At 63.9% G+C, this 25,480-nt stretch carries 27 protein-coding genes; 17 read left to right on the forward strand and 10 right to left on the reverse strand.

The features are described from left to right. The first annotated feature begins 19 nt into the window (after positions 1 to 19). Complete coding sequence (gene purF, locus ACB033_RS16050) at positions 20 to 1,540, forward strand: amidophosphoribosyltransferase (RefSeq protein WP_005300060.1); 1,521 nt, start codon at positions 20 to 22, stop codon at positions 1,538 to 1,540. A 185-nt stretch (positions 1,541 to 1,725) separates the two neighbouring features. Then, on the forward strand, positions 1,726 to 2,484 hold the full coding sequence (locus ACB033_RS16055; protein WP_005300062.1) for a tRNA-(ms[2]io[6]A)-hydroxylase: 759 nt from the start codon (positions 1,726 to 1,728) through the stop codon (positions 2,482 to 2,484). Positions 2,485 to 2,639: 155 nt separating this feature from the next. Here the strand turns inward: ACB033_RS16055 and ACB033_RS16060 are convergent, their stop codons facing one another. The 6 genes from ACB033_RS16060 to pspF all read right to left on the reverse strand — a co-directional run bounded on the left by ACB033_RS16060 (position 2,640) and on the right by pspF (position 9,218). Then, positions 2,640 to 3,425: an ATP-binding cassette domain-containing protein gene (locus ACB033_RS16060; protein ID WP_005300064.1), complete on the reverse strand. Its 786-nt coding sequence runs from the start codon at positions 3,423 to 3,425 to the stop codon at positions 2,640 to 2,642. A 55-nt stretch (positions 3,426 to 3,480) separates the two neighbouring features. Beyond that, positions 3,481 to 4,479, reverse strand: coding sequence for an oligopeptide/dipeptide ABC transporter ATP-binding protein (locus ACB033_RS16065; RefSeq protein WP_005300065.1), 999 nt, complete (start codon positions 4,477 to 4,479; stop codon positions 3,481 to 3,483). A 127-nt stretch (positions 4,480 to 4,606) separates the two neighbouring features. After that, a complete protein-coding gene (locus tag ACB033_RS16070) occupies positions 4,607 to 5,500 on the reverse strand; it encodes an ABC transporter permease subunit (protein ID WP_005300069.1) in 894 nt (297 codons plus the stop codon). Positions 5,501 to 5,535: 35 nt separating this feature from the next. Next, the gene (locus ACB033_RS16075; RefSeq protein ID WP_005300071.1) at positions 5,536 to 6,495 is read right to left on the reverse strand and encodes an ABC transporter permease subunit; all 960 of its coding nucleotides are present in this window, start codon (positions 6,493 to 6,495) and stop codon (positions 5,536 to 5,538) included. A gap of 2 nt (positions 6,496 to 6,497) precedes the next feature. Then, the gene (gene sapA, locus ACB033_RS16080) at positions 6,498 to 8,093 is read right to left on the reverse strand and encodes an ABC transporter substrate-binding protein SapA (protein WP_162518923.1); all 1,596 of its coding nucleotides are present in this window, start codon (positions 8,091 to 8,093) and stop codon (positions 6,498 to 6,500) included. Positions 8,094 to 8,183: 90 nt separating this feature from the next. Then, positions 8,184 to 9,218, reverse strand: a complete 1,035-nt coding sequence (gene pspF, locus ACB033_RS16085) for a phage shock protein operon transcriptional activator (protein WP_371140617.1) — start codon at positions 9,216 to 9,218, stop codon at positions 8,184 to 8,186. Positions 9,219 to 9,414: 196 nt separating this feature from the next. On the opposite strand from pspF, the gene pspA reads away from it, so the two are divergent. From pspA to ACB033_RS16145, 12 genes are all read left to right on the forward strand, one after another. Continuing rightward, positions 9,415 to 10,095: a phage shock protein PspA gene (pspA, locus tag ACB033_RS16090; protein ID WP_005300077.1), complete on the forward strand. Its 681-nt coding sequence runs from the start codon at positions 9,415 to 9,417 to the stop codon at positions 10,093 to 10,095. 3 nt (positions 10,096 to 10,098) lie between these two features. Then, complete coding sequence (gene pspB, locus ACB033_RS16095; RefSeq protein WP_005300084.1) at positions 10,099 to 10,335, forward strand: envelope stress response membrane protein PspB; 237 nt, start codon at positions 10,099 to 10,101, stop codon at positions 10,333 to 10,335. After that, positions 10,332 to 10,736, forward strand: a complete 405-nt coding sequence (gene pspC, locus ACB033_RS16100) for an envelope stress response membrane protein PspC (RefSeq protein ID WP_005300085.1) — start codon at positions 10,332 to 10,334, stop codon at positions 10,734 to 10,736. The genes pspB and pspC overlap by 4 nt, the downstream gene beginning before the upstream one ends. A gap of 133 nt (positions 10,737 to 10,869) precedes the next feature. Next, positions 10,870 to 12,276 carry a YcjX family protein gene (locus ACB033_RS16105; protein ID WP_371140618.1) on the forward strand — a complete coding sequence of 469 codons (1,407 nt, stop codon included), beginning with the start codon at positions 10,870 to 10,872 and terminating at the stop codon, positions 12,274 to 12,276. 61 nt (positions 12,277 to 12,337) lie between these two features. Further along, positions 12,338 to 13,369, forward strand: a complete 1,032-nt coding sequence (locus ACB033_RS16110; protein ID WP_371140619.1) for a YcjF family protein — start codon at positions 12,338 to 12,340, stop codon at positions 13,367 to 13,369. Positions 13,370 to 13,541: 172 nt separating this feature from the next. Further along, the gene (gene phhA, locus ACB033_RS16115) at positions 13,542 to 14,336 is read left to right on the forward strand and encodes a phenylalanine 4-monooxygenase (protein ID WP_139398341.1); all 795 of its coding nucleotides are present in this window, start codon (positions 13,542 to 13,544) and stop codon (positions 14,334 to 14,336) included. Between the two features lie 52 nt (positions 14,337 to 14,388). After that, a complete protein-coding gene (locus ACB033_RS16120; protein ID WP_005300093.1) occupies positions 14,389 to 14,727 on the forward strand; it encodes a 4a-hydroxytetrahydrobiopterin dehydratase in 339 nt (112 codons plus the stop codon). A gap of 28 nt (positions 14,728 to 14,755) precedes the next feature. Continuing rightward, positions 14,756 to 14,848 carry a 4a-hydroxytetrahydrobiopterin dehydratase gene (locus ACB033_RS16125; protein WP_005300095.1) on the forward strand — a complete coding sequence of 31 codons (93 nt, stop codon included), beginning with the start codon at positions 14,756 to 14,758 and terminating at the stop codon, positions 14,846 to 14,848. Between the two features lie 169 nt (positions 14,849 to 15,017). Further along, entirely contained in the window at positions 15,018 to 16,565 is a 1,548-nt protein-coding gene (tyrR, locus tag ACB033_RS16130; RefSeq protein WP_005300096.1) for a transcriptional regulator TyrR, read from the forward strand. Positions 16,566 to 16,760: 195 nt separating this feature from the next. Then, positions 16,761 to 17,312, forward strand: coding sequence for a YfiR family protein (locus ACB033_RS16135; RefSeq protein ID WP_026141919.1), 552 nt, complete (start codon positions 16,761 to 16,763; stop codon positions 17,310 to 17,312). Beyond that, positions 17,309 to 18,577: a diguanylate cyclase domain-containing protein gene (locus ACB033_RS16140; RefSeq protein WP_017765502.1), complete on the forward strand. Its 1,269-nt coding sequence runs from the start codon at positions 17,309 to 17,311 to the stop codon at positions 18,575 to 18,577. Before ACB033_RS16135 ends, ACB033_RS16140 begins: the two co-directional genes overlap by 4 nt. Before the next feature lie 2 nt (positions 18,578 to 18,579). Beyond that, a complete protein-coding gene (locus ACB033_RS16145) occupies positions 18,580 to 19,068 on the forward strand; it encodes an OmpA family protein (RefSeq protein ID WP_005300102.1) in 489 nt (162 codons plus the stop codon). A 57-nt stretch (positions 19,069 to 19,125) separates the two neighbouring features. On the opposite strand, the gene ACB033_RS16150 is transcribed toward ACB033_RS16145, so the two are convergent. Next, positions 19,126 to 19,860 (reverse strand): TerC family protein, encoded by a 735-nt coding sequence (locus ACB033_RS16150; RefSeq protein WP_005300104.1) that lies wholly within the window; start codon positions 19,858 to 19,860, stop codon positions 19,126 to 19,128. Positions 19,861 to 19,969: 109 nt separating this feature from the next. Here ACB033_RS16150 and ACB033_RS16155 point away from each other — a divergent pair, with 109 nt between their 5' ends. The 3 genes from ACB033_RS16155 to ACB033_RS16165 all read left to right on the forward strand — a co-directional run bounded on the left by ACB033_RS16155 (position 19,970) and on the right by ACB033_RS16165 (position 23,236). Next, positions 19,970 to 21,085: an ATP-NAD kinase family protein gene (locus ACB033_RS16155; protein ID WP_139724181.1), complete on the forward strand. Its 1,116-nt coding sequence runs from the start codon at positions 19,970 to 19,972 to the stop codon at positions 21,083 to 21,085. A 110-nt stretch (positions 21,086 to 21,195) separates the two neighbouring features. Next, positions 21,196 to 21,474, forward strand: a complete 279-nt coding sequence (locus ACB033_RS16160) for a YfcL family protein (RefSeq protein ID WP_005300108.1) — start codon at positions 21,196 to 21,198, stop codon at positions 21,472 to 21,474. Positions 21,475 to 21,571: 97 nt separating this feature from the next. After that, positions 21,572 to 23,236 (forward strand): AMP-binding protein, encoded by a 1,665-nt coding sequence (locus ACB033_RS16165; protein WP_005300110.1) that lies wholly within the window; start codon positions 21,572 to 21,574, stop codon positions 23,234 to 23,236. Positions 23,237 to 23,309: 73 nt separating this feature from the next. Here the strand turns inward: ACB033_RS16165 and cdd are convergent, their stop codons facing one another. From cdd to ACB033_RS16180, 3 genes are all read right to left on the reverse strand, one after another. Further along, positions 23,310 to 24,191 (reverse strand): cytidine deaminase, encoded by an 882-nt coding sequence (gene cdd / locus ACB033_RS16170; protein WP_139724183.1) that lies wholly within the window; start codon positions 24,189 to 24,191, stop codon positions 23,310 to 23,312. 187 nt (positions 24,192 to 24,378) lie between these two features. Then, complete coding sequence (locus ACB033_RS16175; protein ID WP_139724185.1) at positions 24,379 to 25,065, reverse strand: LrgB family protein; 687 nt, start codon at positions 25,063 to 25,065, stop codon at positions 24,379 to 24,381. Then, entirely contained in the window at positions 25,062 to 25,418 is a 357-nt protein-coding gene (locus tag ACB033_RS16180; protein ID WP_139724187.1) for a CidA/LrgA family protein, read from the reverse strand. Before ACB033_RS16180 ends, ACB033_RS16175 begins: the two co-directional genes overlap by 4 nt. Positions 25,419 to 25,480: the final 62 nt, after the last annotated feature.

Consider the following 25,480-nt stretch of genomic DNA (forward strand, 5'->3'; position numbering starts at 1 on the left):
ACTTCGAGGTAGCAAAGACATGTGTGGTATTGTCGGTATAGTTGGCACCACCCCCGTCAATCAGGCCCTCTACGACGCCTTGACGGTGTTGCAGCACAGGGGACAGGATGCCGCCGGGATCGTGACCATTGACAGTGGAAACTTCCGGCAACGCAAGGCCAACGGCCTGGTGAAGGACGTGTTTGAAGTGCGTCACATGCAGCGCTTGAAAGGGCATATCGGCATAGGACATGTCAGATATCCCACCGCAGGCAGCTCCAGTGCCGCTGAAGCCCAGCCTTTTTACGTGAACTCTCCCTACGGCATGGTGCTGGCCCACAACGGCAACCTCACCAACGCCAAGGAGCTCAAGGAGCAGCAGTTCAAGGTGGCCCGTCGCCACATCAACACCACCTCGGATTCCGAAGTGCTGCTGAACGTGCTGGCCCACGAGCTGGATCGCTGCGACAAGATGGCCCTGCAACCGGAGGATATCTTCGCTGCGGTGCGCAAGGTGCATCAGCAGATCCGCGGCGCCTATGCGGTGGTCTCTCTGGTGATCGGCCACGGCCTCATCGGTTTTCGCGACCCCAACGGCATTCGCCCGCTGATCCTGGGTCGCCGGGTCGACGAGCAGGGGCAGGTGGAGTACATGCTCGCCTCCGAGAGCGTGGCGCTCGATGCCATCGGTTTCGAGACGGTGCGCGACATCGCCCCGGGCGAGGCCATCTACATCACCGAGCAGGGCCAGCTCTTCTCCGAGCAGTGTGCGGAGAACCCGCAGATGAGCTCCTGCATCTTCGAGTACGTCTACTTCGCTCGCCCTGATTCGTGCATCGACAAGGTGTCGGTCTATGCCGCCCGCCTCAACATGGGTCGCAAGCTGGGTCAGAAGATCGCCCGCGAGTGGGAAGATCTCGACGTGGACGTGGTTATCCCCATCCCCGAGACCTCCTGCGACGTGGCGCTGGAAATCGCCCACACCCTGGATCTGCCGTACCGTCAGGGCTTTGTGAAGAACCGCTACATAGGCCGTACCTTCATCATGCCGGGCCAGACCCAGCGCAAGAAGTCGGTGCGTCGCAAGCTCAACGCCATCAGCTCCGAGTTCAAGGGCAAGAAGGTGTTGCTGGTGGACGACTCCATAGTGCGCGGTACCACCTCCGAGCAGATCATCCAGATGGCCCGTGAAGCGGGGGCGGCCAAGGTCTACTTCGCCTCGGCGGCACCGGAAATTCGCTTCCCCAACGTCTACGGCATCGACATGCCCACCGCCAACGAGCTGATCGCTCACGGTCGGGAAGTGGAAGAGGTGTGCAAACTGATTGGCGCCGATGGCCTCATCTTCCAGGATCTGGAAGATCTGGAAGCGGCGGTGCGGGAGATCAATCCCGAGCTGCGTCACTTCGAGACTTCGGTGTTCAACGGCCACTACGTCACTTCCGACGTGGATCAGTCCTACCTCGATCACCTCAATGCCATGCGCAGCGATGACAACAAGGCGGTGCGCGAGTGGCAGGAAGGCACCAGCAACCTGGAAATTTTTAACGAAGGCAGTTAAACGTTTTCCACGCTGAGGTGTTGCAACGAGATGGGGGCCAAGGCCCCCATTGTTGTTTCCGCTTGCCGAAAAGGGCCCTGCATCTGCTTGAAAAAGCAGCGTTTGTAGCCGCAGCTATGGGCAGTGGCGGCGGGATCCGCTAGCATGGGCCGCCGCCGTATCAACCCGACCAGACGAGAGTTCAGATGGATGACCTGCTAGCCCCCGTGCGCCAGTTTTTGCACTGCGAGACCCCGGATGCGTGGATCGAGATGGCGCGGGATCCCGCCCAGCTGCCGACCCTGCTCATCGATCACGCCAACTGTGAGAACAAGGCTGCGCTCACCGCCCACAGCCTGGTGCGCCGCTATTGCCTGCCCAAGGGCAAGCGACATCTGCTGCCCAAGCTGGAGTTCTATCGGGAGCTGGACGCCATTCCGGAGAAGGCCGAGATCCTCGGCAAGCGGACCATGGGAGAGACCGATCGCACCGTGTTCGAGGAGCTCTCTCGCAATCCGCTGCTGTTTCCCATGGTGCGGCTCATTCAGGAGGAGCTGCACCACTTCGAGCAGGTGCTGGAGCTGATGGCCGCCCGCGACATCCCCTACGGCCCGGTGACCGCCTCCCGCTACGCGCGCAACCTGATGCAGCACGTGCGCACCCACGAGCCCGCCACCATAGTCGACAAGCTGATCATCGGCGCCTACATAGAGGCGCGCTCCTGCGAGCGTTTTGCCAAGTTGGCACCCCATTTGGACGAGGAGTTGGGTCGCTTCTACGTGTCGCTGCTGCGCTCAGAGGCGCGCCACTATCAGGATTATCTGGCGCTGGCCGAGCAATATGCGGGGGAGGACATCAGCGAGCGGGTGGCCTTCTTCGGCCAGGTGGAGGCGGAGCTGATCCGCTCGCCGGATCCGCAGTTCAGGTTCCATAGCGGTCTTCCTGTCAGATCTGACAGTTGTTGACGCGAAGGGGGCTGCCTACCATTGCAGCGTTCCTACTACGAGCGACGCATTTACTTTTGAGCGCAATTCCCGGCCTCTGAGCCGGGATTTTTTTGTCTCATTTTCGGGGCAGCGGAAAGGCGGGAAAGGGCCGGCGGCAGGCCGCCGGGCAGGGCTCAGCGGCGGTATTCGTTGTCGTAGTTCTGGATGAGGCGGCGGGTCACCTCGTGCTGGGGATCGGCGAATACCTTGAGGGTCTTGCCGCGCTCCACCACCCGCCCTTCGTGCATCACCAGCACTTCGTCGCTGATGTGGCTCACCACCCCCAGATCGTTGGCCACCAGCACATAGCTGAGCCCCATGGTCTCCTGCATCTCCAGCAGCAGGTTGATGATCTGCGAGCGCACCGAGATATCCAGGGTAGAGAGCGCCTCGTCGGCCACCACTATCTTGGGGTTGAGGATCAGCGCTCGCGCCAGCGCCACCCGCTGCTGCTGGCCGGCGGAGAGCATCTGCGGGTAGAAGAGGGCGTGATCCGCCAGCATGCCTACCATGCGCAGGGTCTGTATCACCTTGTCGCGGCGCTCCTCCTCGGTCATCTCGGTGTTGAGGCGCAGCGGCGTCTCCAGGATCTGGCCGACCCGGATCTTGCGATTGAGGGAGGAGTTGGGGTCCTGGAAGATCATCCGCAGCAGCTTGCAGCGGGTCTGATAGTCGCCATGGATCATCGGCTGTCCCTCGATGGCGATCTCGCCACCGCTCGGCTCTATCATGCCCGCCAGAATGCGGGCCAGGGTGCTCTTGCCGGAGCCGGCCTCGCCGACGATGGCCAGGGTCTGGCCCACCTCGAGATCAAAGGAGAGCGGCTTGATGGCTTCCACCGCCCGGCGTCGAAACAGGCCGGTGCGGTTCTGATAGGTCTTGCACAGGCCCCGGACCTGCAGCAGAGAGGGTTCGATCACTGTCCTGACTCCTTGGTGACAGGGCTCGCTGTCACGCACTGATACGAAATTGACGTCACTTCTTGGGCTCTTCCATGTTCAGCGGGAAGTGGCAGCTGAACTGGTGCCCCTTGATCTTGCTCATCAGCGGCGTCTGCACGCACTGCTTCTGGGCGTAGGGGCAGCGGGGGCCGAGCCGGCACCCGATGGGCAAGTGCTGCAGCGGCGGAATGACGCCGGGCAGGGTCTCGAGGCGCGACTTGTGGCGCACCAGCTTGTCAAAGTCGGGGATCGACTTGAGCAGGGCATCGGTATAGGGGTGGTGCGGGGTCTCCAGGATCTGCTCCCGGGTGCCCACCTCCACCATCTGGCCGCAATACATCACGTTGATGGTGTCGGTCAGGTTGGCGATGGCGGCGATGTCGTTGCTGATGATGAGGATGGTGGTGTTGCCCAGCTTGTTCATCTTGTCCAGCAGCCGCAGGATCTGCGAATGGGTGGTGGACTCCATGGCGCTGGTGGGCTCGTCCGCCACCAGCAGGCGCGGCTGGTTGGCAATCGCCATGGCGATCATTACCTTCTGGCACATGCCGTCCGACAGCTCGTGAGGGTAGGCCCGCATCACCTTGCGGTGATCCTTGACCCCGACCCGGTGCAGCAAGGCGATGGCCTTCTTCTTGCGCCACTGGAAGCGCTGCCAGAACTGCCCCTCGAACGAGTCGGTCGGGATCGCCTCTTCCAGCTGGGTGCCGATCTCCTCGGATGGGTCGAGACAGCTGATGGGGTCCTGGAAGATCATGGCGATCTCGCGGCCCATGATGCGGCGCCGCTCGCGGGGCGCCATGGTCAGCAGGTCCATGTCGTTGAAGCGCATCCGGTCGGCGCGCACCGTCCAGTTGTCCTTCTGGATGCCGACGATCACCTTGGCCACCAGGCTCTTGCCGGAGCCGGATTCCCCCACCAGGCCGCGGATCTCCCCCTCGGCCAGGGTCAGGCTCACCTTGTCCACCGCCTTGACCTTGCCCTGCGGGGTGTCGATCTCGATGGTGAGATTGCGTATGTCGAGCAGAGGCATCAGTCGTTCCCCTCTTTGAGTGCTTCGCGAATGCCTTCGCCAACCAGCGATGGGTTGACCTGCACGCCGTACAGGAATGGGCAGGGGACAAGGGTGAGCATGCCTATCTTGGGCACAGAGCATTGCATCAGTCATTCCCCTCTTTGAGCGCTTCGCGAATACCTTCACCTACTAGATTGGTGACCAGCACGCTGAACAGGATGGCCATGCCCGGCAGGGTCACGGTCCAGGGGGCGAGGTAGATGAGATCGCTGGAGTCCGCCAGCATGGCGCCCCACTCAGGTTGCGGTGACTGGGCGCCGAGGCCGAGAAAGCCCACCGCCGAGATGTCGAGGATGGCCGCCGACAGGGTGCGGGTGGTCTGGGCCACCAGGGTCTCGACTATGTTCGGCAAAATGGCGAGGCGCATGATCCGCAAGGGGGGCGAGCCATCGAGCCGGCTGGCGATGATGTACTCCTTCTGCATCTCGGTATGGACCGCGTTGTAGGTGGCCCGGATGAAGGGCGGGATCAGCGCCAGGGTGATGGCGATCAGGGTGTTGAACAGACCCGGCCCCAGAATGGCCACCATGATGATGGCCAGCAGCAGGGAGGGGATGGAGAGCAGGGTATCGAGCAGGTGGTGCAGCACGCTCGACTTGAGCCCCTTGCTCATGCCGCCGAGGATGCCGATGGCGGTGCCCACCACCATGGCTATCACCACCACCAGCAGGGCGTTGCCAAAGGTGAGCCTGGCGCCGACTACCAGCCGGGAGAGGATGTCGCGCCCCAGATCGTCGGTGCCGAGGAAGTAGTCGATGTTGCCGCTGTTGGCCCAGGAGGGGGCCAGCAGCAGGCGGGAGCTGTGCTGCTCGTCGATGCCGTAGGGCACCACCAGCGGGCCGAGCAGGGTGATCAGCAGCAGGATCACGAAGCACCAGAGCCCTGCCATCGCCAGCGGATTGCGGCGATAGGAGGCCCAGGTCTGCTCCAGCGGCGAGAGGATCTTGAGCTCGGGGTAGAGGCTAGTCTTGTCTTGCATAGGATTCCTGGCTCCGGGTCATGCCATGAGCACGTTCAGTCTTGTTTTGCATAGAGTTCTTTGCGCCGCGCCGGGTAGATGATGGTGGTGAGCAGCTCAGTGCTGACGCTGATGAAGATGACGAAGCTGGCCACCACCAGGGTGGCGCCGCGGATGGCGGCGTAGTCCTGCAGGGCGATGCTGTTGATGAGCCAGCGGCCGATGCCGTGCCACTCGAACACCACCTCGGTGATCATGGCGGAGGTGAGCACGCTGCCCAGCTGCAGGCCCAGCAGCGGCAGCACCGGCGGCAGGGCGTTCTTGAGGCCGTGGCGCCAGACGATCTGGCGGCGGGAGAGGCCGCGGCTGGCCGCCGCCTTGATGTAGTTCTGCTTCATCACGTCGATGAGGGAGCTGCGCACGTGGCGGATCACCTCGGTGGTGGGCACCACCGCCAGCACCAGCGAGGGCAGGATCAGGTGGCGCAGGGCGTCGTGCAGGGCGGCCTGGCGCCAGGGCTCGTGGCTCATCAAGACGTCGATGAGGGCGATGCCGGTGATGGAGGGCACGTCATAGAGCAGGCTTATCTGGCCCGAAGCGGGCAGCCAGCCCAGCTCCAGCGAGAAGAACATCACCACCAGCAGCGCCAGCCAGAACACCGGCACCGCGTAACCGATGAGGCCGGCGGTCATGATGGTGAGATCGAGCGGCTTGCCCTGGGAGAGGGCCGCCAGGGTGCCGAGCGGAATGCCCACCAGCAGCGAGATGGCGAAGGCCGCCCCGCAGAGGATCAGGGTGGCGGGGAAATAGTGGCGGATCTCGTCCAGCACCGGCAGGCCGGAGACGCTGGAGAGCCCCAGATCCCCGTCCAGAATGCGACGCAGGAAGTCGGGGTAGCCGCTCCAGAAGCTGGCTTGCTGGCCGATGAGGCGCACGTCCAGCAGGTAGGCGACGAAGGTCAGCGCCAGCAGGGTGATGAGCAGCAGATTGATGCGACGCAGGATATAGAGAAACATGCTTACTCCCGATAGGCCTGGTTGAAGACGGTGCCGCCAAAGGGCATCAGGGAGAGCCCCTCGATGTCGCTGCGGCTGACCTGGGTACGCAGGGCATGGGCCAGCGGAATGAGCGGCATCTGTTCGTTGAGCAGGGTCTGGGCGTAATAGTAGTTGCGCAGCCGAAACGCCAGCTGGGGCGTGGTCACCGCGTCGTCCAGCAGCTGATCAAATGCCGGGCTGCACCAGCGGCTGTAGTTGTTGCCGCGCTCGACGGCGGCGCAGCTCAGCAGCTGGCGAAAGAAGTTGTCCGGGTCTGCGTTGTCGGCGATCCAGCCGCTGAGCAGACTGTCGTACTGACCCTGTGCGAGGCGGGCCTCGATGACCGGCCACTCCTGCTGCACGATTTTGAGCTTGATGCCGATCTTGGCCAGATCGCTTCGCATAAGCTGGGCGGTCTTGAGGGCATCCGGGTTGTAGGCGCGCGAGCCCGGCTGCACCAGCACCTGCATCTCGAAGCCTTGTGCCAGTCCCGCCTCCTTGAGCAGCTGGCGCGCCCGCTTGAGATCCGGCTGGCGCATCGGCAGGGAGGGGTTGTAACCCCAGGAGAGCGGCGGCAGCAGGCTGTTGGCGGGCTGGCCCGTCTCGAAATAGACCGCCTGCAGCAGGTTGTCGATGTTGATGGCGCTGGCGATGGCCTGGCGCACCAGCACCTTGTTGAACGGTGCCTTGCGGGTGTTGAGGGCGAGGAAGGCGACGTTCATGCCGGACTGCACCGCCAGGCTGAGGTCGGGATCCTTGTCGATCACCGACAGCTGGCTGGCGGAGGGGGTACTCATCACGTCGCACTCGCCGGTCAGCAGCTTGGCCAGCCGCTTGGAGGATTTGGGGGTGATGTCGTAGATGAGCTGCTCAATCTTGGCCTCGCCGCCCCAGTAACCGGGGTGGCGCAGATAGCGCACGTATTCGTTGTGGCGATACTCCTTGAAGCTGAACGGCCCTGTGCCCACCGGGCGGCTGTCGATGAGTCCCGGGGTGCCGGCCTTTTGCAACTGCTCTGCATACTCGGCGGAGAGCACGATGGCGTAGTCGCTGGCCAGGGTGGCGAGGAAGGAGGCATCCGGCCGGTTGAGCTCGAACACGACGTTATCGGCCCCCTTCCGGTAGACCCGCTTGATCAGCTGATCCAGCCCCAGGCTGTAGAAGTAGGGGTACTCGCCGCCGGACACCTCGTGATAGGGGTGCAGCTTGTTGAGCAGCCGCTGCCAGGTGAACACCACGTCGTCGGCGTTGAGGGGGCGGGAGGGGTTGAACCAGGGCGTGTGGTGAAAGGTCACCCCCTGGCGCAGGGTCAGGGTATAGGAGAGGCCATCCTCGCTCACCTGCCAGCGGGTGGCGAGTCCGCCTTCGAGCGCCAGGGTGTTGGGATTCACCTCCAGCAGGCGGTCATAGAGGGGGCGCGAGCTGGCATCCAGGGTCACCCCCGAGTTGGATACCTGGGGATTGAAGGTCTGGGGCGAGCCTTCCGCACAATAGATGAGTCCCGTCCTGGACGCGTCATCCTGTTTGTGACAACCGGTGAGCAGCACCAGCACACCAAGCAGCAGGGGTTTGAGCATTCTCATTGTCGAACCATGTTTTTATACGAAGTTGCTGGCGATGGGGCCGGCAAGGGGTGGAAGCCGCTCTGGCACGGGCTGCCCGGGTTATTACTCCACATCGTTGTCACTGTCCAGCAGCTGGTATTTGCGCAGCATACCGCGGAACTGGTGATAGCTCAGGGCCAGCAGTTGGGCGGCTTTGCGCTGATTATACTGGGATTGCTGCAGCGCTTGCTTGAGTAAATTAATCTCGTAGCCCGCCACCGCCTGTTTGAGGTCCAGCGGCAGGGCGGCAGCGGCCGCAAGGGGCGCCGGTTGCGCCTCGCTTGGCTGCGCCACGGCGGTGTCGGTGCGAGCCAAGGGCCGCCAGGGGGAATCGAACGGGTTGAGCACCAGCTCGGCCAGCGGCAACTGGGGGTTGCCCTGGCGGTAGATGCTGCGCTCCACCACGTTTTTGAGCTCCCGCACGTTGCCTGGCCAGGGGTAGTCCAGCAGCAGCTGGGTCGCCTTGCGCGAGAAGCCGGCAAACAGCGGATAGCCGAGCTCCCGGGTCATGCCGTGGGCGAAGTGCTCCGCCAGCATCAGAATATCGTCGCGCCGCTCCCGCAGGGGGGGCAGGGTGATGACGTCGAAAGCGAGCCGGTCGAGCAGGTCGTGGCGAAATTGCCCCTTGTCGGCCAGCGCCGGCAGATCCTCGTTGGTGGCGCACACCAGCCGCACATCCACCTTGAGTGCCTTGGCGCCGCCCACCCGCTCGAACTCGCCGTATTCGATGACCCGCAGCAGTTTCTCCTGCACCCGGGCGCTGGTGGTGGCCAGCTCGTCAAGGAAGAGGGTGCCGCCGTCGGCCCGCTCGAAGCGGCCCTGGTGACGTTTGGCGGCGCCGGTGAAGGAGCCCGCCTCGTGGCCGAACAGCTCGGTCTCCAGCAGGCTCTCGCTCAGGGTGGCGCAGTTGACGGTGACAAAGCTTTGATCCCAGCGCGCCGAGAGATAATGTAGGCGGTGGGCGATCAGCTCCTTGCCGGTACCCCGTTCGCCGATGATCAGCACGGGCTTGCGCAGCGGCGCCAGGCGGGAGGCCTGCTCAATGATCTCGAGAAATGCGTTGGATTCCCCCAACAGGCTTTCCGTGGCCGTGGTCATAGTCATCCCCGTGAGTCGATGAAAGCTGGTCAATCTTACCAAAAATTGGTGATTCTAATCATTACTTGTGTGGTGCCTCTTGAAATGTGATCGAGCAGCCCCATATAAATCAACAAGTTAAATTCTGTTCCAGATTGGCACACAAGTTGCCATTGTCAATGGAGAAACAACGTATGCCAACCACAGGAGTACAATCATGAGTATTTTTTCCCGCCTGGCCGACATCATCAATTCCAACCTGACGGCCCTGCTCGACAAGGCAGAAGATCCCCAGAAGATGGTGCGCCTGATCATCCAGGAGATGGAAGACGAATTGGTGAAGGAGCGATCCAACCTGGCCCGCTTCCTCGCCAACCAGAAAGAGATCGGCCGCCAGGTCGCCCGCCATCAGGAGCGGGTCGCCGAGTGGCAGGGCAAGGCCGAGCTGGCCCTGAGCAAGGAGCGGGAAGACCTGGCCCGCGCTGCGCTTATCGAGAAGAAGAAGCAGGCCGAGCTGGCCGACTCCCTCTTGCGTGAGCAGCAGGCGGTGGACAGCGGCATCGAGAAGCTGGGGGAGGAGATCCGTCAGCTGGAAGCCAAGCTGGAAGATGCCCGTGCCCGCCAGAAGGCGATGGCCATTCGCACCGAAGCGGCCAGCAGCCGTCTCAATGTGCAGAGCCAGGTGGCCCGTGGCGACAGCCAGGCGGTGGTGAGCAAGTTCGAACGCATGGAGCGCCGCATCGACGAGATGGAGGCCCGCGCCGATCTGGGGCAGTCCGACAAGGCGCTGGCCCAGCAGTTTGCCGAGCTGGAAGCCGACGATCAGATAAGCAAAGAGCTGGAAGCCATGCGCCAGAAGCTGGGCCAGAGCGACACCACGCCGAAACAGGGAGAGTAACAGATGGAAGATCTGCTGGGTGTGTTGATGGTTCCCATGGTGGTCTTCATGGTAGTGGTGGCCCCCATCTGGCTGGTGCTGCACTACCGCGCCAAGGGGCGCATTGGCGCCGGTCTTGCCGATGGCGAGCGTGAACAGCTGCAGGGCTTGCTGGTGCGTGCCGAGAAGATGCAGGAGCGGGTCGGCGCCCTGGAGTCGATTCTGGATGCCGAGGTTCCTGGTTGGAGAAACAAGGTATGACACAGTGGAGCAAAGAGGGGCGCAACCTCTATCGTGACCCCCAGCGCGGCAAGATAGCCGGGGTCTGTGCCGGTCTGGCAGAGTACTTCGGGGTGGAGACCTGGATCGTGCGGTTGCTGGCCATCAGCGGCCTCATCTTCGCCGGTTTCATCACCTTCACCGCCTACGTCGCTGCCTGGTTTCTGCTCGACAAGAAGCCGGTCACCCTGTACGCCCAGGAGGATGCCGACTTTGCCGAGGTGCGGATGAAGGCGCGCAGTTGGCAGGCAGGTGTCACGCCTCATCAGGCCCTTGCCCGCATCGGCCAGGAGCTGGATGCGCTGGAGCCCAGGGTGCAGCGCATCGAGAAGCTGGTGACCTCTAAGGAGTTCACCCTGCAGCGGGAGTTTCGCAACTTGTAAAGCCTGAGCGGTACGATGGTCCCGCCGGCCTGGATTTGCCTCTGATGACAGGGGAGGCGGGCGGGGATCATGACGAGGGTGGTGCTGCCTGCCACCCGCTTCGCCGGGCAGCTACGGGAGAACAGAACAAGCCTTGATACTCAATAAACTGGAACAGCAATTCAATCGCCTGCAGCACAAGGCAAGCGACGTGGTGAACCGGGTCCGGGATCGCCACATCCGGCTGGCAGTCACCGGCCTCTCTCGCAGCGGCAAGACCGCCTTCATCACGGCGCTGGTCAACCAGCTGGAACACGCGCCCATCGACGGCCGGCTGCCCCTGTGGGATGCCCTGCGCCAGGGGCGCATCCTCGGTGCTCGCCGGGTACCCCAGCAAAATGCCCACATTCCCACCTTCCCCTACGAGCGCGGCCTCGACTCTCTGTTTGGCGATCCGCCGGCCTGGCCGGAGCCGACCCGCGGGGTGGCCGAGGTGCGCCTGGAAATCCGCTATCGCACCCGTCATCCGCTGCGCAAGCACCTGGGGGAGATCTCCACCCTCTACGTGGATCTGGTGGACTACCCCGGGGAGTGGCTGCTCGACCTGCCGCTGCTTGAGATGAGCTACGAGCAGTGGAGCGAGCAGGTGCGCGAGCAGCTGCGCCGCCCCGAGCTGCAGACCCTGGCCGCCGGCTGGCTGGCACCCGCATGGCAGGCGGAGCAGGGCTTCGAGGCGCGGCCGGTGGCCCAGCTCGCCGAGCGCTACACCGATTATCTGCACGCCTGCAAGCGTGAGCTGGGGCTGCACCTGATCCAGCCCGGCCGCTTCGTGCTGCCGGGGGAGTATGCCGGTGCCCCCATGCTGCAGTTTGTGCCCTGGGTGTGGGACAAACCTGCCGGCGAGCCCGCCGAGGGGACCCTCTACGCCACCCTCAAGCAGCGCTTCGAGCAGTACAAGCAGCATCTGGTGCAGGGTTTTTATGAGCAGCACTTCGCCGGTTTCGATCGCCAGATCGTGCTGGTGGATTGCCTGCAGCCCCTAAATGCCGGGGCGGCCAGCTTTGGCGACATGCAGCAGGCCATCGCCCGCATCATGGAGAGCTTTGCCTACGGCAAGAGCAACTGGTGGCGGCGGCTCTTCTCACCGCGCATCGACAAGCTGCTGTTCGTGGCGAGCAAGGCCGATCACGTCACCCCGGAGCAGCACGGCTCCATGGTCTCCCTGCTGCAGCACCTGGTGCGCAGCGGCCGCGGCCAGGCCCGTTTTGAGGGGATTGCCACCGAGTGTCTGGCGCTGGCCGCCATCAAGGCGACCGAGGTGGGCAAGGGGGTGGCCGATGGCCGCGAGTTCCCCGCCATCCGTGGCACCAGCCTCTCGGGTGAGCCGCTGTTGCTGTTTCCGGGTGAGGTGCCATCCCATATCCCCCCTGCGCAGTGGTGGAACAAGCAGGGCTTTGATTTTCAGGCTTTTCGCCCGCTGCCCATGAGCGCCCATCAGGCGCTGCCCCATATCCGGCTCGATGCGGCGCTGGAGTTTCTGCTCGGGGATCACCTCGAATAAGGGTGTGCGGCCCGGGTTTGTTGCCTGCGCCGCACCCAGAAGACGGTTTTCAGGAGAAGCGATGAACGATCAGACAAAAGCGCAGCCGCCGCTGCAAGGCAAGGTGATCCTGGAGCCCACCTTGACGACAACTGACGACCAGCGAGCGCCGGCACCCGCCCAGCGACTGGAGGAGGCGAGCTTCGAGCGCCTCGATGAGTTGGAAGAGCTCACCGAGGTGGAGAGTGCCCTCGTCATCAAGCCGCGCCGCCGTCATCGGCTGCTGGCCTGGGGGCTGGGGGCGGTCGGCCTGCTCTCTCTGGGCCAGTACGGCGCCTTTCTCTACGATCAGTTTCTCACCACCCCGCTCTGGGGCGGCGCCTGGCTGGCGGCCTCGGCACTGGTGGCGGCGGGCACCATCAGGGTGGTGGGGCGCGAGTGGCTGCGCCTGCGCACCCTCAAGCGGCGCCAGGATGTGCGCTCGCGGGCCGAGGATCTGCTGGCTCATCAGGGGGTCGGCCAGGGTCAGGGGTTTTGCGAAGGGCTGGCCGAGCGCAGCGGCGACAAGGGGCGCGAGGGGTATCAAACCTGGCTCGCCCAGCTCGACGAGAGCCACAACGATCGGGAGGTGTTGACCCTCTACAGCCAGCTGGTGCTCGGTGAGCGCGACAAGCTGGCCCAGGCGCGGGTGGCCAAATGGTCGGGGGAGGCCGCCGTGCTGGTGGCCCTGAGCCCGCTCGCCACCGTCGACATGATGCTGATGCTGTGGCGCAACCTGCGGATGATCGAGGACATCGCCGACGTCTACGCCATCGAGCTCGGCTACTGGAGCCGCATTCGCCTCATCCGTCAGGTGTTTCGCAACATGCTCTACGCCGGCGCCACCGAGCTGGTGACCGAGGTGGGGATGGATTTGCTGGGGGCCGAGCTCACCGCCAAGCTCTCCGCCCGCGCCGCGCAAGGGGTGGGGGCCGGGCTGCTCACTGCCCGGCTCGGCCTGCGCACCATAGAGGCGTGCCGCCCGCTGCCCTGGTGTGCGGACGAGAAACCCAGGCTCGGTGAGCTGCGCAAGCGGCTGATCGGTCAGCTGGCGGGCTACCTCAACAAGGGGTGAGCACCAGGCCAGGGGCTCGATTGTGGTTGTCACAAATTATTTACAATTGTCCACGGCAGCCGACCCCTGGGTCGGCTGCTTTTTTGGGAGGCAAACCGTTACAGTGATCTCATCGCGCAATGGCGCCACACCGCCCGGATGGCGGGTTGCAACCCAGAGGATGGAGTCACCCATGGCAAGTCTCTACACCGCCCACCAGCCGGACGAAGCGGGCACGATCCACTACTCGGACGAGGAGCACGGCACCTGGCAGATCCTGATCGCACGCCAGTTGGCGGCGCTCGAAGGCAAGGCCTGTGACGAGTACCAGGCCGGGCTGGCGCGGCTCGACCTGCCCCGGGATCGGATCCCCCAGCTGGCCCAGATCAACGCCGTGCTGCAACCGGCCACTGGCTGGTCGGTGGCGGCGGTGCCGGCGCTCATCTCCTTTGACCGCTTCTTTGCCCTGCTGGCCAACCGCCAGTTTCCGGTGGCCACCTTCATTCGCCGCCGGGACGAGCTCGACTACCTGCAGGAGCCCGACATTTTTCACGAGATCTTCGGCCATTGCGCCATGCTGACCAACCCCGCCTTCGCCCACTTCACCCATGTCTATGGTCAGCTCGGCCAGCGGGCCGGCAAGGAGGAGCGGGTCTTTCTGGCGCGGCTCTACTGGTTCACTGTGGAGTTTGGCCTGCTGGCCACGCCGGAGGGGCTTCGCATCTACGGTGGCGGCATTCTCTCCTCCATCGGTGAGACCGCCTATGCCCTCGGCAGTCAACCTGTGTTGCAACCCTTTGATCCCATCGAGGTGCTGCGCACCCCGTATCGCATCGACATCATGCAGCCCACCTATTTCGTGCTGCCTGAGCTTGATGAGCTCTATCGTCTGGCGGAGCAGGACATCATGGCCATGGTGGCCGAGGCGCGCCGTCTGGGGCTGCGTCCCCCCCGTTTTGCACCGGCCGGCGGCAAGCAGGCGAGCTGAGTCGCCCGCCGGTGTTGATCACCCCTTTTCATCGATACACAAGGAGAATCCCATGTCCGAACTGGCCAGCCAGCAGTGTGAAGCGTGCCGCGCCGATGCCCCCAAGGTGAGCGAGCAGGAGCTGAGCGAACTGATGCGCCTCATCCCCGACTGGCAGCCGCTGGTGGTAAAGGGTGAGCTGCAGCTGCGGCGCGAATTCACCTTCCGCAACTTCAAGGAGGCGCTCGCCTTCACCAACCGGCTGGGCGAGCTGGCGGAGGCGGAGTTTCATCATCCGGCAATCCTGACCGAATGGGGGAAGGTGACCGTCAGCTGGTGGACCCACAAAATTGGCGGATTACACCGCAACGACTTCATCATGGCGGCGCGTACGGATGAGCTGCTGAAGTGAAGACGCCCTCACTCACCGAGTGGGCGAGATGGTGACCGCCAGCTGGTGGCCCCGCAAGATAGGTGGCTTGCACCGCAACGACTTCATCATGGCGGCGCGCACGGATGAGCTGCTGAAGTGAAGAGGCCATTACTCATCGACAAGTTGCTCAAATAAACGCCTGTAGATGACGCGGGCCTGCCCGGTGAAAACGGGGCGGGCCCGCATTTTTATGGGCTGGCGCTCGCACTGGCGGGATCGAGTCTGTATTATCCGGTCATTCATAGAGTTAGCTAGGAAGTGTGTCCCGAATGCGTCTTGAAGTCAGCTGTGAAGACCGCCTGGGCTTGACCCGGGAACTGCTCGACCGCCTGGTGGAGCACAACATCGATCTGCGCGGCATCGAAATCGATACCTCAGGCATCATCTATCTCAACTTTCCCGAGCTGGAGTTTCGTGATTTCCAGCACCTGATGCCGGAGATCCGCCGCATTCCCGGCGTCTATGACGTCAAGACCATCCCCTACATGCCCTCCGAGCGGGAGCACCACGAGATTGAGGCGCTGCTCAAGGCGCTGCCGGATCTGGTCTTCTCCCTCGATGCCAAGGGCAAGGTGACCCAGGCCAACCAGTCCGCCCTCACCACCCTGGCTCTGCCGGTGGAGGAGGTGCGCGGCGTGGCGCTCGGCTCCCTGGTCAAGGGCTTCTCCTTCAGCCGCTGGCTGGAGGCGAGCGAGATCCGCCCGCAGACCTGCAAGCTCAGCATCGGCGGCGAGGAGTATCTGGCGGATCTGATGCCGCTGTTCGTGGCCGAGGAGAAGGGCAAGCAGGCCCTGGCCGGCGCCGTGGTGGTGCTCAAGTCCGCCCGCCGGGTCGGCATGCACTTCAGCGCGCTCCACGCGGTGGAAGTGGGGGGCTTTGAGCACCTGCAGGCCGAGAGCCAGAAGATGAAACAGGTGCTGGCTCAGGCGAGCAAGCTGGCAATGCAGGATGCGCCGCTGCTCATCGTCGGCGAGACCGGCACCGGCAAGGAGCTGCTGGCCCGCGCCTGCCACGGTGCCAGCCTGCGCTCCAGCCACCCCTTCATGGCGCTCAACTGTGCGGCCATGCCGGACAACGTGGCCGAGAGCGAGCTGTTCGGCTATGCCCCCGGCGCCTTTGGCAACAACACCGAGGGCAAGCGCGGGGTACTGGAGCTGGCGAGCGGCGGCACCCTGATGCTGGACGAGATCGGCGACATGTCGCCCCATCTGCAGACCAAGTTCCTGCGGGTGCTGCAGGACGGCGTGTTTCGCCGGGTTGGCGACGAGCAGGAGGTGAAGGTCAACGTGCGCTTCATCTGCACCACCCAGAAGCAGCTGCTGGATCTGGTGCACGAGGGCAAGTTCCGGGAAGATCTCTACTACCGCCTCAACGTGCTGAGTCTGGCGCTGCCGCCGCTGCGCGAGCGCAAGGCGGACATCATGGCGCTGGCCCAGCAGTTCGTCTCCCGTTTTGCCAGCGAACTGCAACGTCCGCGCCCGCGCTTTACCCGCAACATGGCCGAGTACCTGACCGCCTATCGCTGGCCCGGCAACGTGCGCCAGCTGCGCAACTGCCTCTATCGTGCCATGACCTTGCTGGAAGGGGACGAGATCGGACCGGAGCACGTGGACTTGCCGGTGGCGGCCGATGCCATGCCGCTCATCGACGAGTGGTTCGAAGGGGGGCTGGACGAGGCGGTGAAACGCTTCGAGAGCCGGCTGCTGGAGCGGCTCTACCCGGCGTTCCCCTCCACCCGTCAGCTGGCCAAACGGCTGGGGGTGTCGCACACCGCCATCGCCAACAAACTGCGGGAATACGGGATCAGCAAGAAGTAACCCCATGAATGTAACTTATCGCAGGGCTCACGCCGGGGTGGGCCCTTTTCATTATTGTGACGCCAGCCCGGCCAACCCCTTGCTCTGCGGGCTGCGCCTTGTCATGCTGCTGACAAGTTCCATACTATCTCCTGCCGGCTCACCCCCTTCGGGCCTGTGCCCTGTGTGGTTGCTGAGGCGGGTGTAAGCGCAGGCATGATGCACACTTTTTCACTGTTCAGGATCCTGGTCTGGCTGGCGCCCCTGTTTTGCTCGCTGGCCCTCTCCGGCGAGTCGCCCCCGCTCACCGCGGCCGAGCTGCGGTCCGAGCAGGTACGCCAGACCGTGCTCGACATTCTCAGCTATACCCGCTGGCCGAATGAACCGAGCGAGCTGCGCCTGTGCGTGGCGGCGCCGACGGAATACGCCACCGCGCTCTTTTCCATCAAGCAGCAGGCCAACGGCCGGCCGGTCAGCGTCCATCGCTACGAAATCGATGACGAGGCGATCGGCCCCCAGTGCGACGTGCTCTATCTGGGGGTGCTCTCCTCCGAGCGGCGCTTGCCGCTGTTCGAGCGGCTGCGTGGCTACCCCATCCTCAGCATCAGCGAATCCAGCTCGGAGTGCGTGGCCGACGCCGTCTTCTGCCTGCAGATCGGCAAGGAGCGGATCCGGTTCAGGGTCAATCTGGATGCCCTGGCCAGGAGCGGAGTGCGGGTCCATCCGGCGGTGCTCAAACTGGCCAAGGCCGATGAGGGGGGGTCATGATAGGTCTGTTCCGCCCCCCTTCCCAGCGCCTCACCTTGCGACAGAGTCTGGGACGCACCCATCTGGTGACGTCCCTGACCGCGGTCTGCATGGCCGGTCTGCTGCTGACCGGCATCGCCCTGCTGGCGCTGCGGCTCTATGCGGATCACAATCTGGAGCTGGTCGCCCGCGCCATCGGCTATACCAGCGAAGCGGCCGTGGTGTTCCACGACGAGGAGGCGGCCCGGGAGGCGCTGGAGGCCATCCTCACGCACGAAGACGTGGCGCAGGCCAGCATCTATCTGCCGAGCGGCCAGCTGCTGGCGAGCTGGAGCCGGGCCATGAGCACCCCCTGGTCCGGCCTTGAGCAGTATCTGGCGCGGATCATCCTGCCGGGGCCGGTGGATCAGCCCATGATGCGGGGGGGCATGGAGATCGCCCACATCCACCTGGTGGGGCACGGCCAGTATCTGTTGTTGTTCCTGCTGCAAACCCTGCTGGCCATGCTGCTCTGCCTGGTGCTCAGCACCCTGGGGGCCCTCTATGTGGCGCACCGGATGCAACACTCCCTCACGGCGCCGCTCAAGGAGCTGGCCCAAGTGGCCCACAGCGTGAGCCGCCAGCGGATCCTCGCCATGCGGGTGCCGGAAGCCAACATCGCCGAGCTGCACGAGCTGGGTCAGGATTTCAACTCCCTGCTCGACGAACTGGAGGCCTGGCAGGCCCACCAGCGGCGGGAGAATGCCAGCCTGCTGCACCAGGCCACCCACGATGCCTTGACCGGCTTGCCCAATCGTGCTCTGTTTGAGGCTCGTCTGGATCAGGCGGTCACCACGGGCCGGCTGCATGACGAGCGCTTCGCGCTGCTCTACCTCGATTGTGATCGCTTCAAGCAGATCAACGACACCCTGGGCCATGCCGCCGGGGATGACGTGCTGATCGCGCTGGCCAGACGGGTACAACATCAGCTGCGGCCGATGGATCTGGTATGCCGTCTGGGGGGCGACGAGTTTGCCATCCTGCTCACCCCCCTCTCCCTGGTGGAGGAGGCGGAGGATGTGGTTGCCCGCATCCAGCAGGCCATGGCGGACCCCGTGGTACTGGGGGACGGCAGCCAGCTGGTGGCGGCCGTCAGCATTGGCGTCGCGCTGTATCCGGATCAGGGGCAGAGTGCCGCCGATCTGCTGCAGCAGGCGGACCATGCCATGTACCAAGCCAAACGGCTGCGTCGGGAGCTTGCACTCCATGAGCAGCTGGAATTTGATGTCTCTGCTGAGGAAAAATAACAATGAAGATCCATGTCCTGATGAAAACCGGCTTGATCGGTCTGCTGTTGAGCGTGCTGATGGGTTGCCAGAGTGCTCCCCACGGCCTCACGGCAGAGCAGATCGCCGTACTCAAGGAACAAGGCTTTCGCCTGACCGACGAGGGTTGGACTCTGGACTTCTCCAACCGTGTGCTGTTTGCCAACAACGCGGATGCCCTGACCCCCAAGACGCGCGTCGTGGTGGAAAAACTGGGGACGACGCTGCTGGAAGTGGGCTTGAACCGGGCGCGGATCGATGGTCATACCGACTCCAACGGGGCGGCGGACTACAACGATCAGCTCTCCTACAAGCGGGCGCAGTCGGTGGCCGACGTGCTGGTTTCGGTCGGCATGCCGCAGGCCAACCTGGACATCCGGGGCCGTGGCGAGCGCGATCCGATAGCCGACAACAAGACGGCTGCCGGTCGGGCCGAGAACCGCCGCGTGGCGATTGTCATCAGCAATGAATGACACGGTTGTGTAGATACAAAAAGAGCGCCATCAGGCGCTCTTTTTTGTGGCTCGCCGTTATTGCTGCTTGAGCTTCTCGCGGTCGTGATGACTGCGCAGGCGGATGTTGATCATCTCCACCGTCAGCGAGAAGGCCATGGCGAAGTAGATGTAGCCCTTCGGAATGTGCAGGTCCATCCCCTCGGCCATCAGTGCAAAGCCCACCAGGGTGAGGAAGGAGAGGGCCAGCATCTTGATGGTGGGGTGGTTGTCGACGAAGTCGCCGATGGCCTTGGCGGCGAACATCATGATGAAGACGGCGATCATGATGGCCAGCACCATGACCGGCACGTGATCCGCCATGCCCACCGCCGTGATGACCGAGTCCAGGCTGAAGACGATGTCGAGGATGGCGATCTGGATCAGGGTGCTGATGAAACCGGAAGCGGCCGTGCTCACGCTCTCGGGCTCGGCGGCCCCCTCCAGGGTAGCGTGGATCTCGTGGGCACTCTTGCCGATGAGGAACAGGCCCCCCAGCAACAGGATGAGATCGCGGCCCGAGATGGCCTCGCCCAGCACGGTGAACAGCGGCTCGGTGAGGCGCATCACCCAGGCCAAGGAGAGCAGCAGCAGGATGCGGGTGCCCATGGCAAGCGCCAGCCCCAGGATCCGCGCCTTCTGGCGCTGGGCTTCCGGCAGACGGCCGACCAGGATGGAGATGAAGATGATGTTGTCGATGCCGAGCACGATCTCGAGCAGGGTCAGGGTGGCGAGCGCGACCCAGGCAGAGGGGTCCAGAACCCATTCCAGCATGATGAAACCTTGGTTGAAAAAAGTGAAGCAGCGCATTTTAGCAGGGGAGTCACGGCTTGTCCCTGCGCCTTGAAAAGATAAAATGGCGGGCGTCTGCAGGGAGGAAATCATGTTTCGTTTAGGACTCATCATCAATCCGGTCGCCGGCATCGGCGGCGCGGTCGGTCTCAAGGGCAGTGACGGCATGGTGGCCGAGGCGCTGGCCCGTGGCGCCGTGCCCAAGGCTTGCGAGCGGGCTCGTCAGGCGCTGCTGCCACTGTGTGAACTGGCGGAGCGTTTCGAGCTGCTGACGGTGGCAGGGGAGATGGGAGCCGGGCTTGCCGGCGAGCTCGGTCTGCCCTGTCGCATCGTCTACCAGCCCGCCACTGTGCCCACCACGGCGGCCGATACCCGCGCGGCGGCGCTGGCGCTGCGCGAGGCCGGCGTCGATCTGCTGCTGTTTGCCGGCGGTGACGGCACGGCGCGCGACATCTGTGCGGCGGTGGGGGAGTCGTGCCATGTGCTGGGGATCCCGGCCGGCTGCAAGATCCACTCAGGGGTGTACGGGGTGACCCCCGCCGCCAGCGGCCGGGTGGCGGCCAGGATGATCGCAGGCGAACTGCTGAGTCTGGTGGATGCCGAGGTGATGGACATCGACGAGGAGGCGTTTCGCGCCGGCAAGGTGCGTGCCCGCCACTATGGCCAGCTGCAGGTGCCCGGCGATCTGCGCTACGTGCAGGCGGTCAAGCAGGGGGGACGGGAGTCCGAAGAGCTGGTGCTGGCGGACATCGCCGCCGGTGTGGTCGAGCAGATGGAGCCCGATACCCTCTATCTGATGGGCTCCGGCAGCACGGTGGCGGCCTGCATGACAGAGCTGGGTCTGGAAAATACCCTGCTCGGTGTGGATCTGGTGGAAAATGGCCAGCTTATCGGGCAGGATCTCTGCGCCGCCGAGATCCTGACCCGGATCCGCGGTCGTCGCTGCCAGCTGATCATCACCCTGATCGGCGGTCAGGGACATCTGTTCGGGCGCGGAAATCAGCAACTGAGTCCAGAGGTGATCCGGGCCGTCGGGCGGGACCAGATCCAGGTCCTGGCCACCAAAGCCAAGCTGGCAGCCCTCGCTGGCCGTCCGCTGCTGGTGGATACCGATGATCCGGCGCTGAACCGGTCGTTAAGTGGTTATCTGCGGATCACCACGGGATACAAGGATCAGGTCATCTACCCGGTGGCCAACCCGGAATAGGACATCAAGGATGCGGCTGGCCTGGCGCCAGAGAGCCGCGATCAACCGGATCGCGGTTCCACTCCCCCGAATTATTTTGCCGGCAATCCCGGAAAATGAGGCTGCGTTAAATGACGATTCATGAATTTGAGCACAAGTTGTTGGGACTGATAGACAGCATGGTGGCCACGGCGACCGATGACGAGCTGTTTGCCGGGGGCTACCTGCGCGGCCACATCTCGCTGGCGGTGGCGCGGGCCGAGCTGGAAGGCAAGACCCTGGTGCGGGATGTAAAGAGCTATGTGCTGCGCAGCCTGAACGAGGCCATTTTGCAGGGTGAACTCTCGGAAGAGGATGAGAAGCTGGTGCAGGCGATGTGGATTCGTTTGCAACAACAGGCAGAAGCTTGATCGGTTACACAGTTCAAACAGAAGTTTAAGTTTATTCTTCCCTGAGGTTAGTGAAAGGTTAATAATAAGTTTCGCCTTTTGTTTCAGGGATTAAACTATGGCTTCCTCCTCGCGTATTGCCAATAAACTGCCGCTCGAAATGCTCTATCACTGGGAGCGGCAGTCTCCTGACAGAGTCTATCTGCGTCAAACCATCAACCGAGAATACGTGGACTTCACCTGGGGCGAAGTGGCCGACGAGGCCCGCCGCATGGTGACGGCACTGCGTCAACTGGGGCTGGTGGCCGGCGACAAGGTGGCACTGCTTTCCAAGAACTGCGCCCAGTGGTTCATCGCCGATCTCGCCATGCAGATGGGGCAGTACGTGAGCGTGCCCATCTACCCCACCGCCAACGTCGACACCATCGAATACGTGCTGCGCCACAGCGAGGCCAAGGCCATTTTCGTCGGCAAGCTCGATGACTGGAAGAGCCAGGAGGCGGGGGTGCCTGCCGATCTGCTGCGCATCGCCTTTCCCTATGACACCATGCCGGCGGCCCACCAGTGGGACGAACTGCTGGATCGCCACGAGCCGATCCCGGACAGCCCGGTGCAGGCGCCGGACGCCCTGCTGAGCCTGGTCTACACCTCCGGCAGCACCGGCAAGCCGAAAGGGGCCATGCTGAGCGTCGAACGTTACGCCTGGTCGTGCGAGAAGCTGGTGGAGACCGTGGGCCTGACCCAGTCCGACCGCGGTTTCTCCTATCTGCCGCTCGCCCACATCACAGAGCGGGTCTACATCTACGGCGGCAGCCTCTACGGCGGCGCCACCATCGCCTTCCCCGAGTCCCTCGATACCTTCATCGAGGACGTCAAACGCTGCCGTCCCACCGTGTTCATCTCGGTGCCGCGGCTGTGGGCCATGTTCCGTATCAAGATCCTCGAGAAGCTGCCCCAGCAGAAGCTGGCGCTGCTGCTCAAGATCCCCTTCGTCTCGGGCCTCATCAAGCGCAAGCTGCAAAAGGGGTTGGGGCTGGATCAGGCGCGGGTGCTTGGCTGCGGCTCGGCGCCGGTGTCGCCGGCCCTGCTTGAGTGGTATCTGAGCATCGGCCTTCAGGTGACCGAAGCCTGGGGCATGACCGAAAACCACGCCTACTCCACCATCAACTACCCGTTTAGGGCCGACAAGATAGGCACGGTCGGCAAGGCGGGGATCGGGGTCAACATCAAGATCTCAGACGAGGGGGAGATCCTCTGTCGCTGCGAGGGCATGATGCTGGGCTACTACAAGGATCCCGAGCACAGCCGCGAGGCCATCGATGAAGAGGGCTGGCTGCACACCGGCGACATGGGCAAGCTGGATCGGGAGGGCTACCTCACCATCACCGGCCGCATGAAGGACGTGTTCAAGACAGCCAAGGGCAAGTATGTGGCGCCGGTGCCCATCGAGGGGCTGCTGGGCCAGGAGCCCATCATCGAGCAGCTGTGCGTGATTGGTTACGGCATGCCGCAGCCGGTGGCGCTGGTACAGCTGGCTGAACACGCCATGAAGGGGGATCGCAGTCAGGTCAATGCCCAGCTGGAGGCGGCTCGCAACCGGGTCAACGAACAGCTGGAGTCCCATGCCAAAATTCGTGGCATCCTGGTGGTGAAGAGCCCCTGGAACATCGAGAACGGGGTGCTGACGCCCACCATGAAGATCCGCCGCCACCTGCTGGAGCAGAAGTACGCGAACCTGGGGGACGCCTGGTCCTCCTCCCAGAGCATCGTCTGGGAGTCCTGACGGGGAGCAGCTGATCACCACAAAACAACAAGGGGAGCCACTGGCTCCCCTTGTTGTTTCAGGCCATGGCCGATCAGACCGCCTGATACTCCAGTTCGACCGAACCGAGCGCCTTGAGGGTGGCGCGGGCGGAGTCCTGCTGGCTGATCTGGCCATCCTTGCTCTCCAGCAGCACGGCGCGGCGGATGGTGGCGAGATCCTCGCCGCCCAGCACCGCATGGGCGCAGGCCATCTGCATCGGCGGCAGGCTGGGATTGAAGGCGGCGTTCTCGGCGTAGCGGCCGCAGAAGATGCGCCCGTCGGCGAACTGCAGTGCCACTGCGGCATAACCCTGGCTGTAGGGGGCATAGCTCTGGCGGGCGGCGGCCAGCGCGGCCTGCCACAGCGGATCCTCGCTCTCAAACTGGAGCTCGTCGTGGGACTGCGGGCTCATCAGGGCGTCCGTGATGTCCAGATCCGCCGGGCCGAACGAGTGGGGCAGGAAGGATTGCAGCGCACTCAAGTCGTCAGGCAGGGAGACCTTGAGGATCTTGGCGGTGCTCAGCTCGTTCATGAACTGGCGGCAGTGACCGCAGGGGGTGTAGTTGACGGTGATCTCGGAGATGCCGGTCTCGCCGCCCAGCCAGGCGTTGGAGATGGCGGACTGCTCGGCATGCACCGAGTGGAACAGTCCCTGGCCGGCGAACTCCATGTTGGCGCCGAAATACCAGTTGCCGCTCAGGCCGCAGGCGATGGCGCCGACGAAGAACTTGGAGATGGGGGCCACCGAGCAGGCGGCGGCCAGCGGCAGCAGGGCCAGGCGCAGGGCGCGATCGTCAAGACCGGTAGCGGCTTTCAGTGTCGCGACCTGATCGGCGGTGAAGCGGGCCTGGAAATCATCGCCCAGCATGGGCAGCAGGGCTACCTTGAGCGGAGCGGACAGGGTATCGAGTGGCTTGGCAAAACGGGGATGCATAGTGTGTCCTCAAAGGCCAATTGGGGGGCCATTGTAGGGAGCAAGCTCGGCTAAATGTGTGAGCGTGCTCACGCCCTGACGGGCAAACGGAGGGGGATGTTAATGGAAACGTTTGTCTTGTGCAAATTGTGCGGCAGGTCGCACATCGGCGGGCCCGCAGGCCCGCCGCAGCGGAAAAGGGTGCGCTTCAGCTCAACCAGTGGTAAATGGCAAACAGCAGGGGGGCCACGGCGGCGGTGAGGATGCCGCACACCACCATGGCCAGCGAGGCAAAGGCACCCTGGGTGATGCCCTGCTCGGCGGAGGTGGCGGTGCCGATGGCGTGGGCGCAGGCCCCCATGGCCAGCCCCTGGGCTTCGGGGTCGGTGACCCGCATCAGCCTGAGCAGGGGGAAGCCGACCAGGGCGCCGACGATCCCGACTACCACCACCACGGCCGCGGCGATGGCGGGAATGCCGCCGAGGGACTGGCTGACGCTCATGGCGAGCGGCGTGGTGATGGATTTGGTGGCGAGCGAGGCCAGCAGTGCCGGATCGGCCCCCATAAAATGACCGATAACCAGGGTAGTGCAGACCGAGATCAGGACCGAGCTCAGGGTACAGAGCAGGATGGGTTTGAGCCTGGCCTGGATCTGGCGTGCCTGCTGATAGAGGGGCAGCGCCAGCGCCACCACCGCCGGCTCCAGCAGCGCCGTGATGGGGCGGGTGCCGCTCTCGTACTGCTCTAGCGGCAGATCGAACCAGAGCAGCAGGCCGATGATGACGGCGGTGGGCACCAGCACCGGGTTGATGATGGGCCAGGGCAGCTTGCGATAGAGGGCCCGGGTGGCGAAGTAGAGCGCCAGGGTCAAGGGAATGGCCAGCCAGAAGATCATCTGTTCATCCTCTGGTAGAGGCGGCCGACGGTGCCGAGGATCAGCACGATCCCGAGCACGATGCAGAGCATGATGAGGCCGAAGGATTGGCGCAGCGGCTCCAGCCAGGCCACCAGCCCGACCGCCACCGGCACGAACAAGACCCCCATGTGGCGCAGCAGCAGGCCGGCGCTGAGTTCTACCCAGTGCAGTTTCACCAGTTGCAGGGAGAGCAGCACGAACAGCAGCAGCATGCCGATGATGCTGCCGGGAAAGGCGAACGGCAGGATGGCTGCCAGGGTTTTGCCCGCCAGAAGGCAGGCGACGATGACCAGAAAGTCACGAAGGTACAGCAAGGCACGTTGCGCGATCACAGGAGCCCCATCTTGGTAACGGTGAACTAAGTAATACGCCAGTCTACCAGAGAGACAGGGTC

The organism is Aeromonas sp. S15(2024) (genome assembly GCF_041402265.1).
GTDB classification, from domain to species: Bacteria; Pseudomonadota; Gammaproteobacteria; order Enterobacterales; family Aeromonadaceae; genus Aeromonas; species Aeromonas dhakensis.

What these genes read in the sequence shown, in the direction of transcription:
- ACB033_RS16145 (WP_005300102.1), top strand. Translation starts at nt 18,580, where the DNA reads ATGAAGATCCATGTCCTGATGAAAACCGGCTTGATCGGTCTGCTGTTG.
- pspA (WP_005300077.1), top strand. Translation starts at nt 9,415, where the DNA reads ATGAGTATTTTTTCCCGCCTGGCCGACATCATCAATTCCAACCTGACG.
- phhA (WP_139398341.1), top strand. Translation starts at nt 13,542, where the DNA reads ATGGCAAGTCTCTACACCGCCCACCAGCCGGACGAAGCGGGCACGATC.
- ACB033_RS16125 (WP_005300095.1), top strand. Translation starts at nt 14,756, where the DNA reads ATGGTGACCGCCAGCTGGTGGCCCCGCAAGATAGGTGGCTTGCACCGC.
- ACB033_RS16165 (WP_005300110.1), top strand. Translation starts at nt 21,572, where the DNA reads ATGGCTTCCTCCTCGCGTATTGCCAATAAACTGCCGCTCGAAATGCTC.
- purF (WP_005300060.1), top strand. Translation starts at nt 20, where the DNA reads ATGTGTGGTATTGTCGGTATAGTTGGCACCACCCCCGTCAATCAGGCC.
- ACB033_RS16155 (WP_139724181.1), top strand. Translation starts at nt 19,970, where the DNA reads ATGTTTCGTTTAGGACTCATCATCAATCCGGTCGCCGGCATCGGCGGC.
- pspB (WP_005300084.1), top strand. Translation starts at nt 10,099, where the DNA reads ATGGAAGATCTGCTGGGTGTGTTGATGGTTCCCATGGTGGTCTTCATG.
- pspF (WP_371140617.1), bottom strand. Translation starts at nt 9,218, where the DNA reads ATGACCACGGCCACGGAAAGCCTGTTGGGGGAATCCAACGCATTTCTC.
- ACB033_RS16065 (WP_005300065.1), bottom strand. Translation starts at nt 4,479, where the DNA reads ATGCCTCTGCTCGACATACGCAATCTCACCATCGAGATCGACACCCCG.
- cdd (WP_139724183.1), bottom strand. Translation starts at nt 24,191, where the DNA reads ATGCATCCCCGTTTTGCCAAGCCACTCGATACCCTGTCCGCTCCGCTC.
- ACB033_RS16150 (WP_005300104.1), bottom strand. Translation starts at nt 19,860, where the DNA reads ATGCTGGAATGGGTTCTGGACCCCTCTGCCTGGGTCGCGCTCGCCACC.
- ACB033_RS16120 (WP_005300093.1), top strand. Translation starts at nt 14,389, where the DNA reads ATGTCCGAACTGGCCAGCCAGCAGTGTGAAGCGTGCCGCGCCGATGCC.
- ACB033_RS16160 (WP_005300108.1), top strand. Translation starts at nt 21,196, where the DNA reads ATGACGATTCATGAATTTGAGCACAAGTTGTTGGGACTGATAGACAGC.
- pspC (WP_005300085.1), top strand. Translation starts at nt 10,332, where the DNA reads ATGACACAGTGGAGCAAAGAGGGGCGCAACCTCTATCGTGACCCCCAG.
- ACB033_RS16135 (WP_026141919.1), top strand. Translation starts at nt 16,761, where the DNA reads ATGATGCACACTTTTTCACTGTTCAGGATCCTGGTCTGGCTGGCGCCC.
- ACB033_RS16070 (WP_005300069.1), bottom strand. Translation starts at nt 5,500, where the DNA reads ATGCAAGACAAGACTAGCCTCTACCCCGAGCTCAAGATCCTCTCGCCG.
- sapA (WP_162518923.1), bottom strand. Translation starts at nt 8,093, where the DNA reads ATGCTCAAACCCCTGCTGCTTGGTGTGCTGGTGCTGCTCACCGGTTGT.
- ACB033_RS16055 (WP_005300062.1), top strand. Translation starts at nt 1,726, where the DNA reads ATGGATGACCTGCTAGCCCCCGTGCGCCAGTTTTTGCACTGCGAGACC.
- ACB033_RS16175 (WP_139724185.1), bottom strand. Translation starts at nt 25,065, where the DNA reads ATGATCTTCTGGCTGGCCATTCCCTTGACCCTGGCGCTCTACTTCGCC.
- ACB033_RS16110 (WP_371140619.1), top strand. Translation starts at nt 12,338, where the DNA reads ATGAACGATCAGACAAAAGCGCAGCCGCCGCTGCAAGGCAAGGTGATC.
- tyrR (WP_005300096.1), top strand. Translation starts at nt 15,018, where the DNA reads ATGCGTCTTGAAGTCAGCTGTGAAGACCGCCTGGGCTTGACCCGGGAA.
- ACB033_RS16075 (WP_005300071.1), bottom strand. Translation starts at nt 6,495, where the DNA reads ATGTTTCTCTATATCCTGCGTCGCATCAATCTGCTGCTCATCACCCTG.
- ACB033_RS16140 (WP_017765502.1), top strand. Translation starts at nt 17,309, where the DNA reads ATGATAGGTCTGTTCCGCCCCCCTTCCCAGCGCCTCACCTTGCGACAG.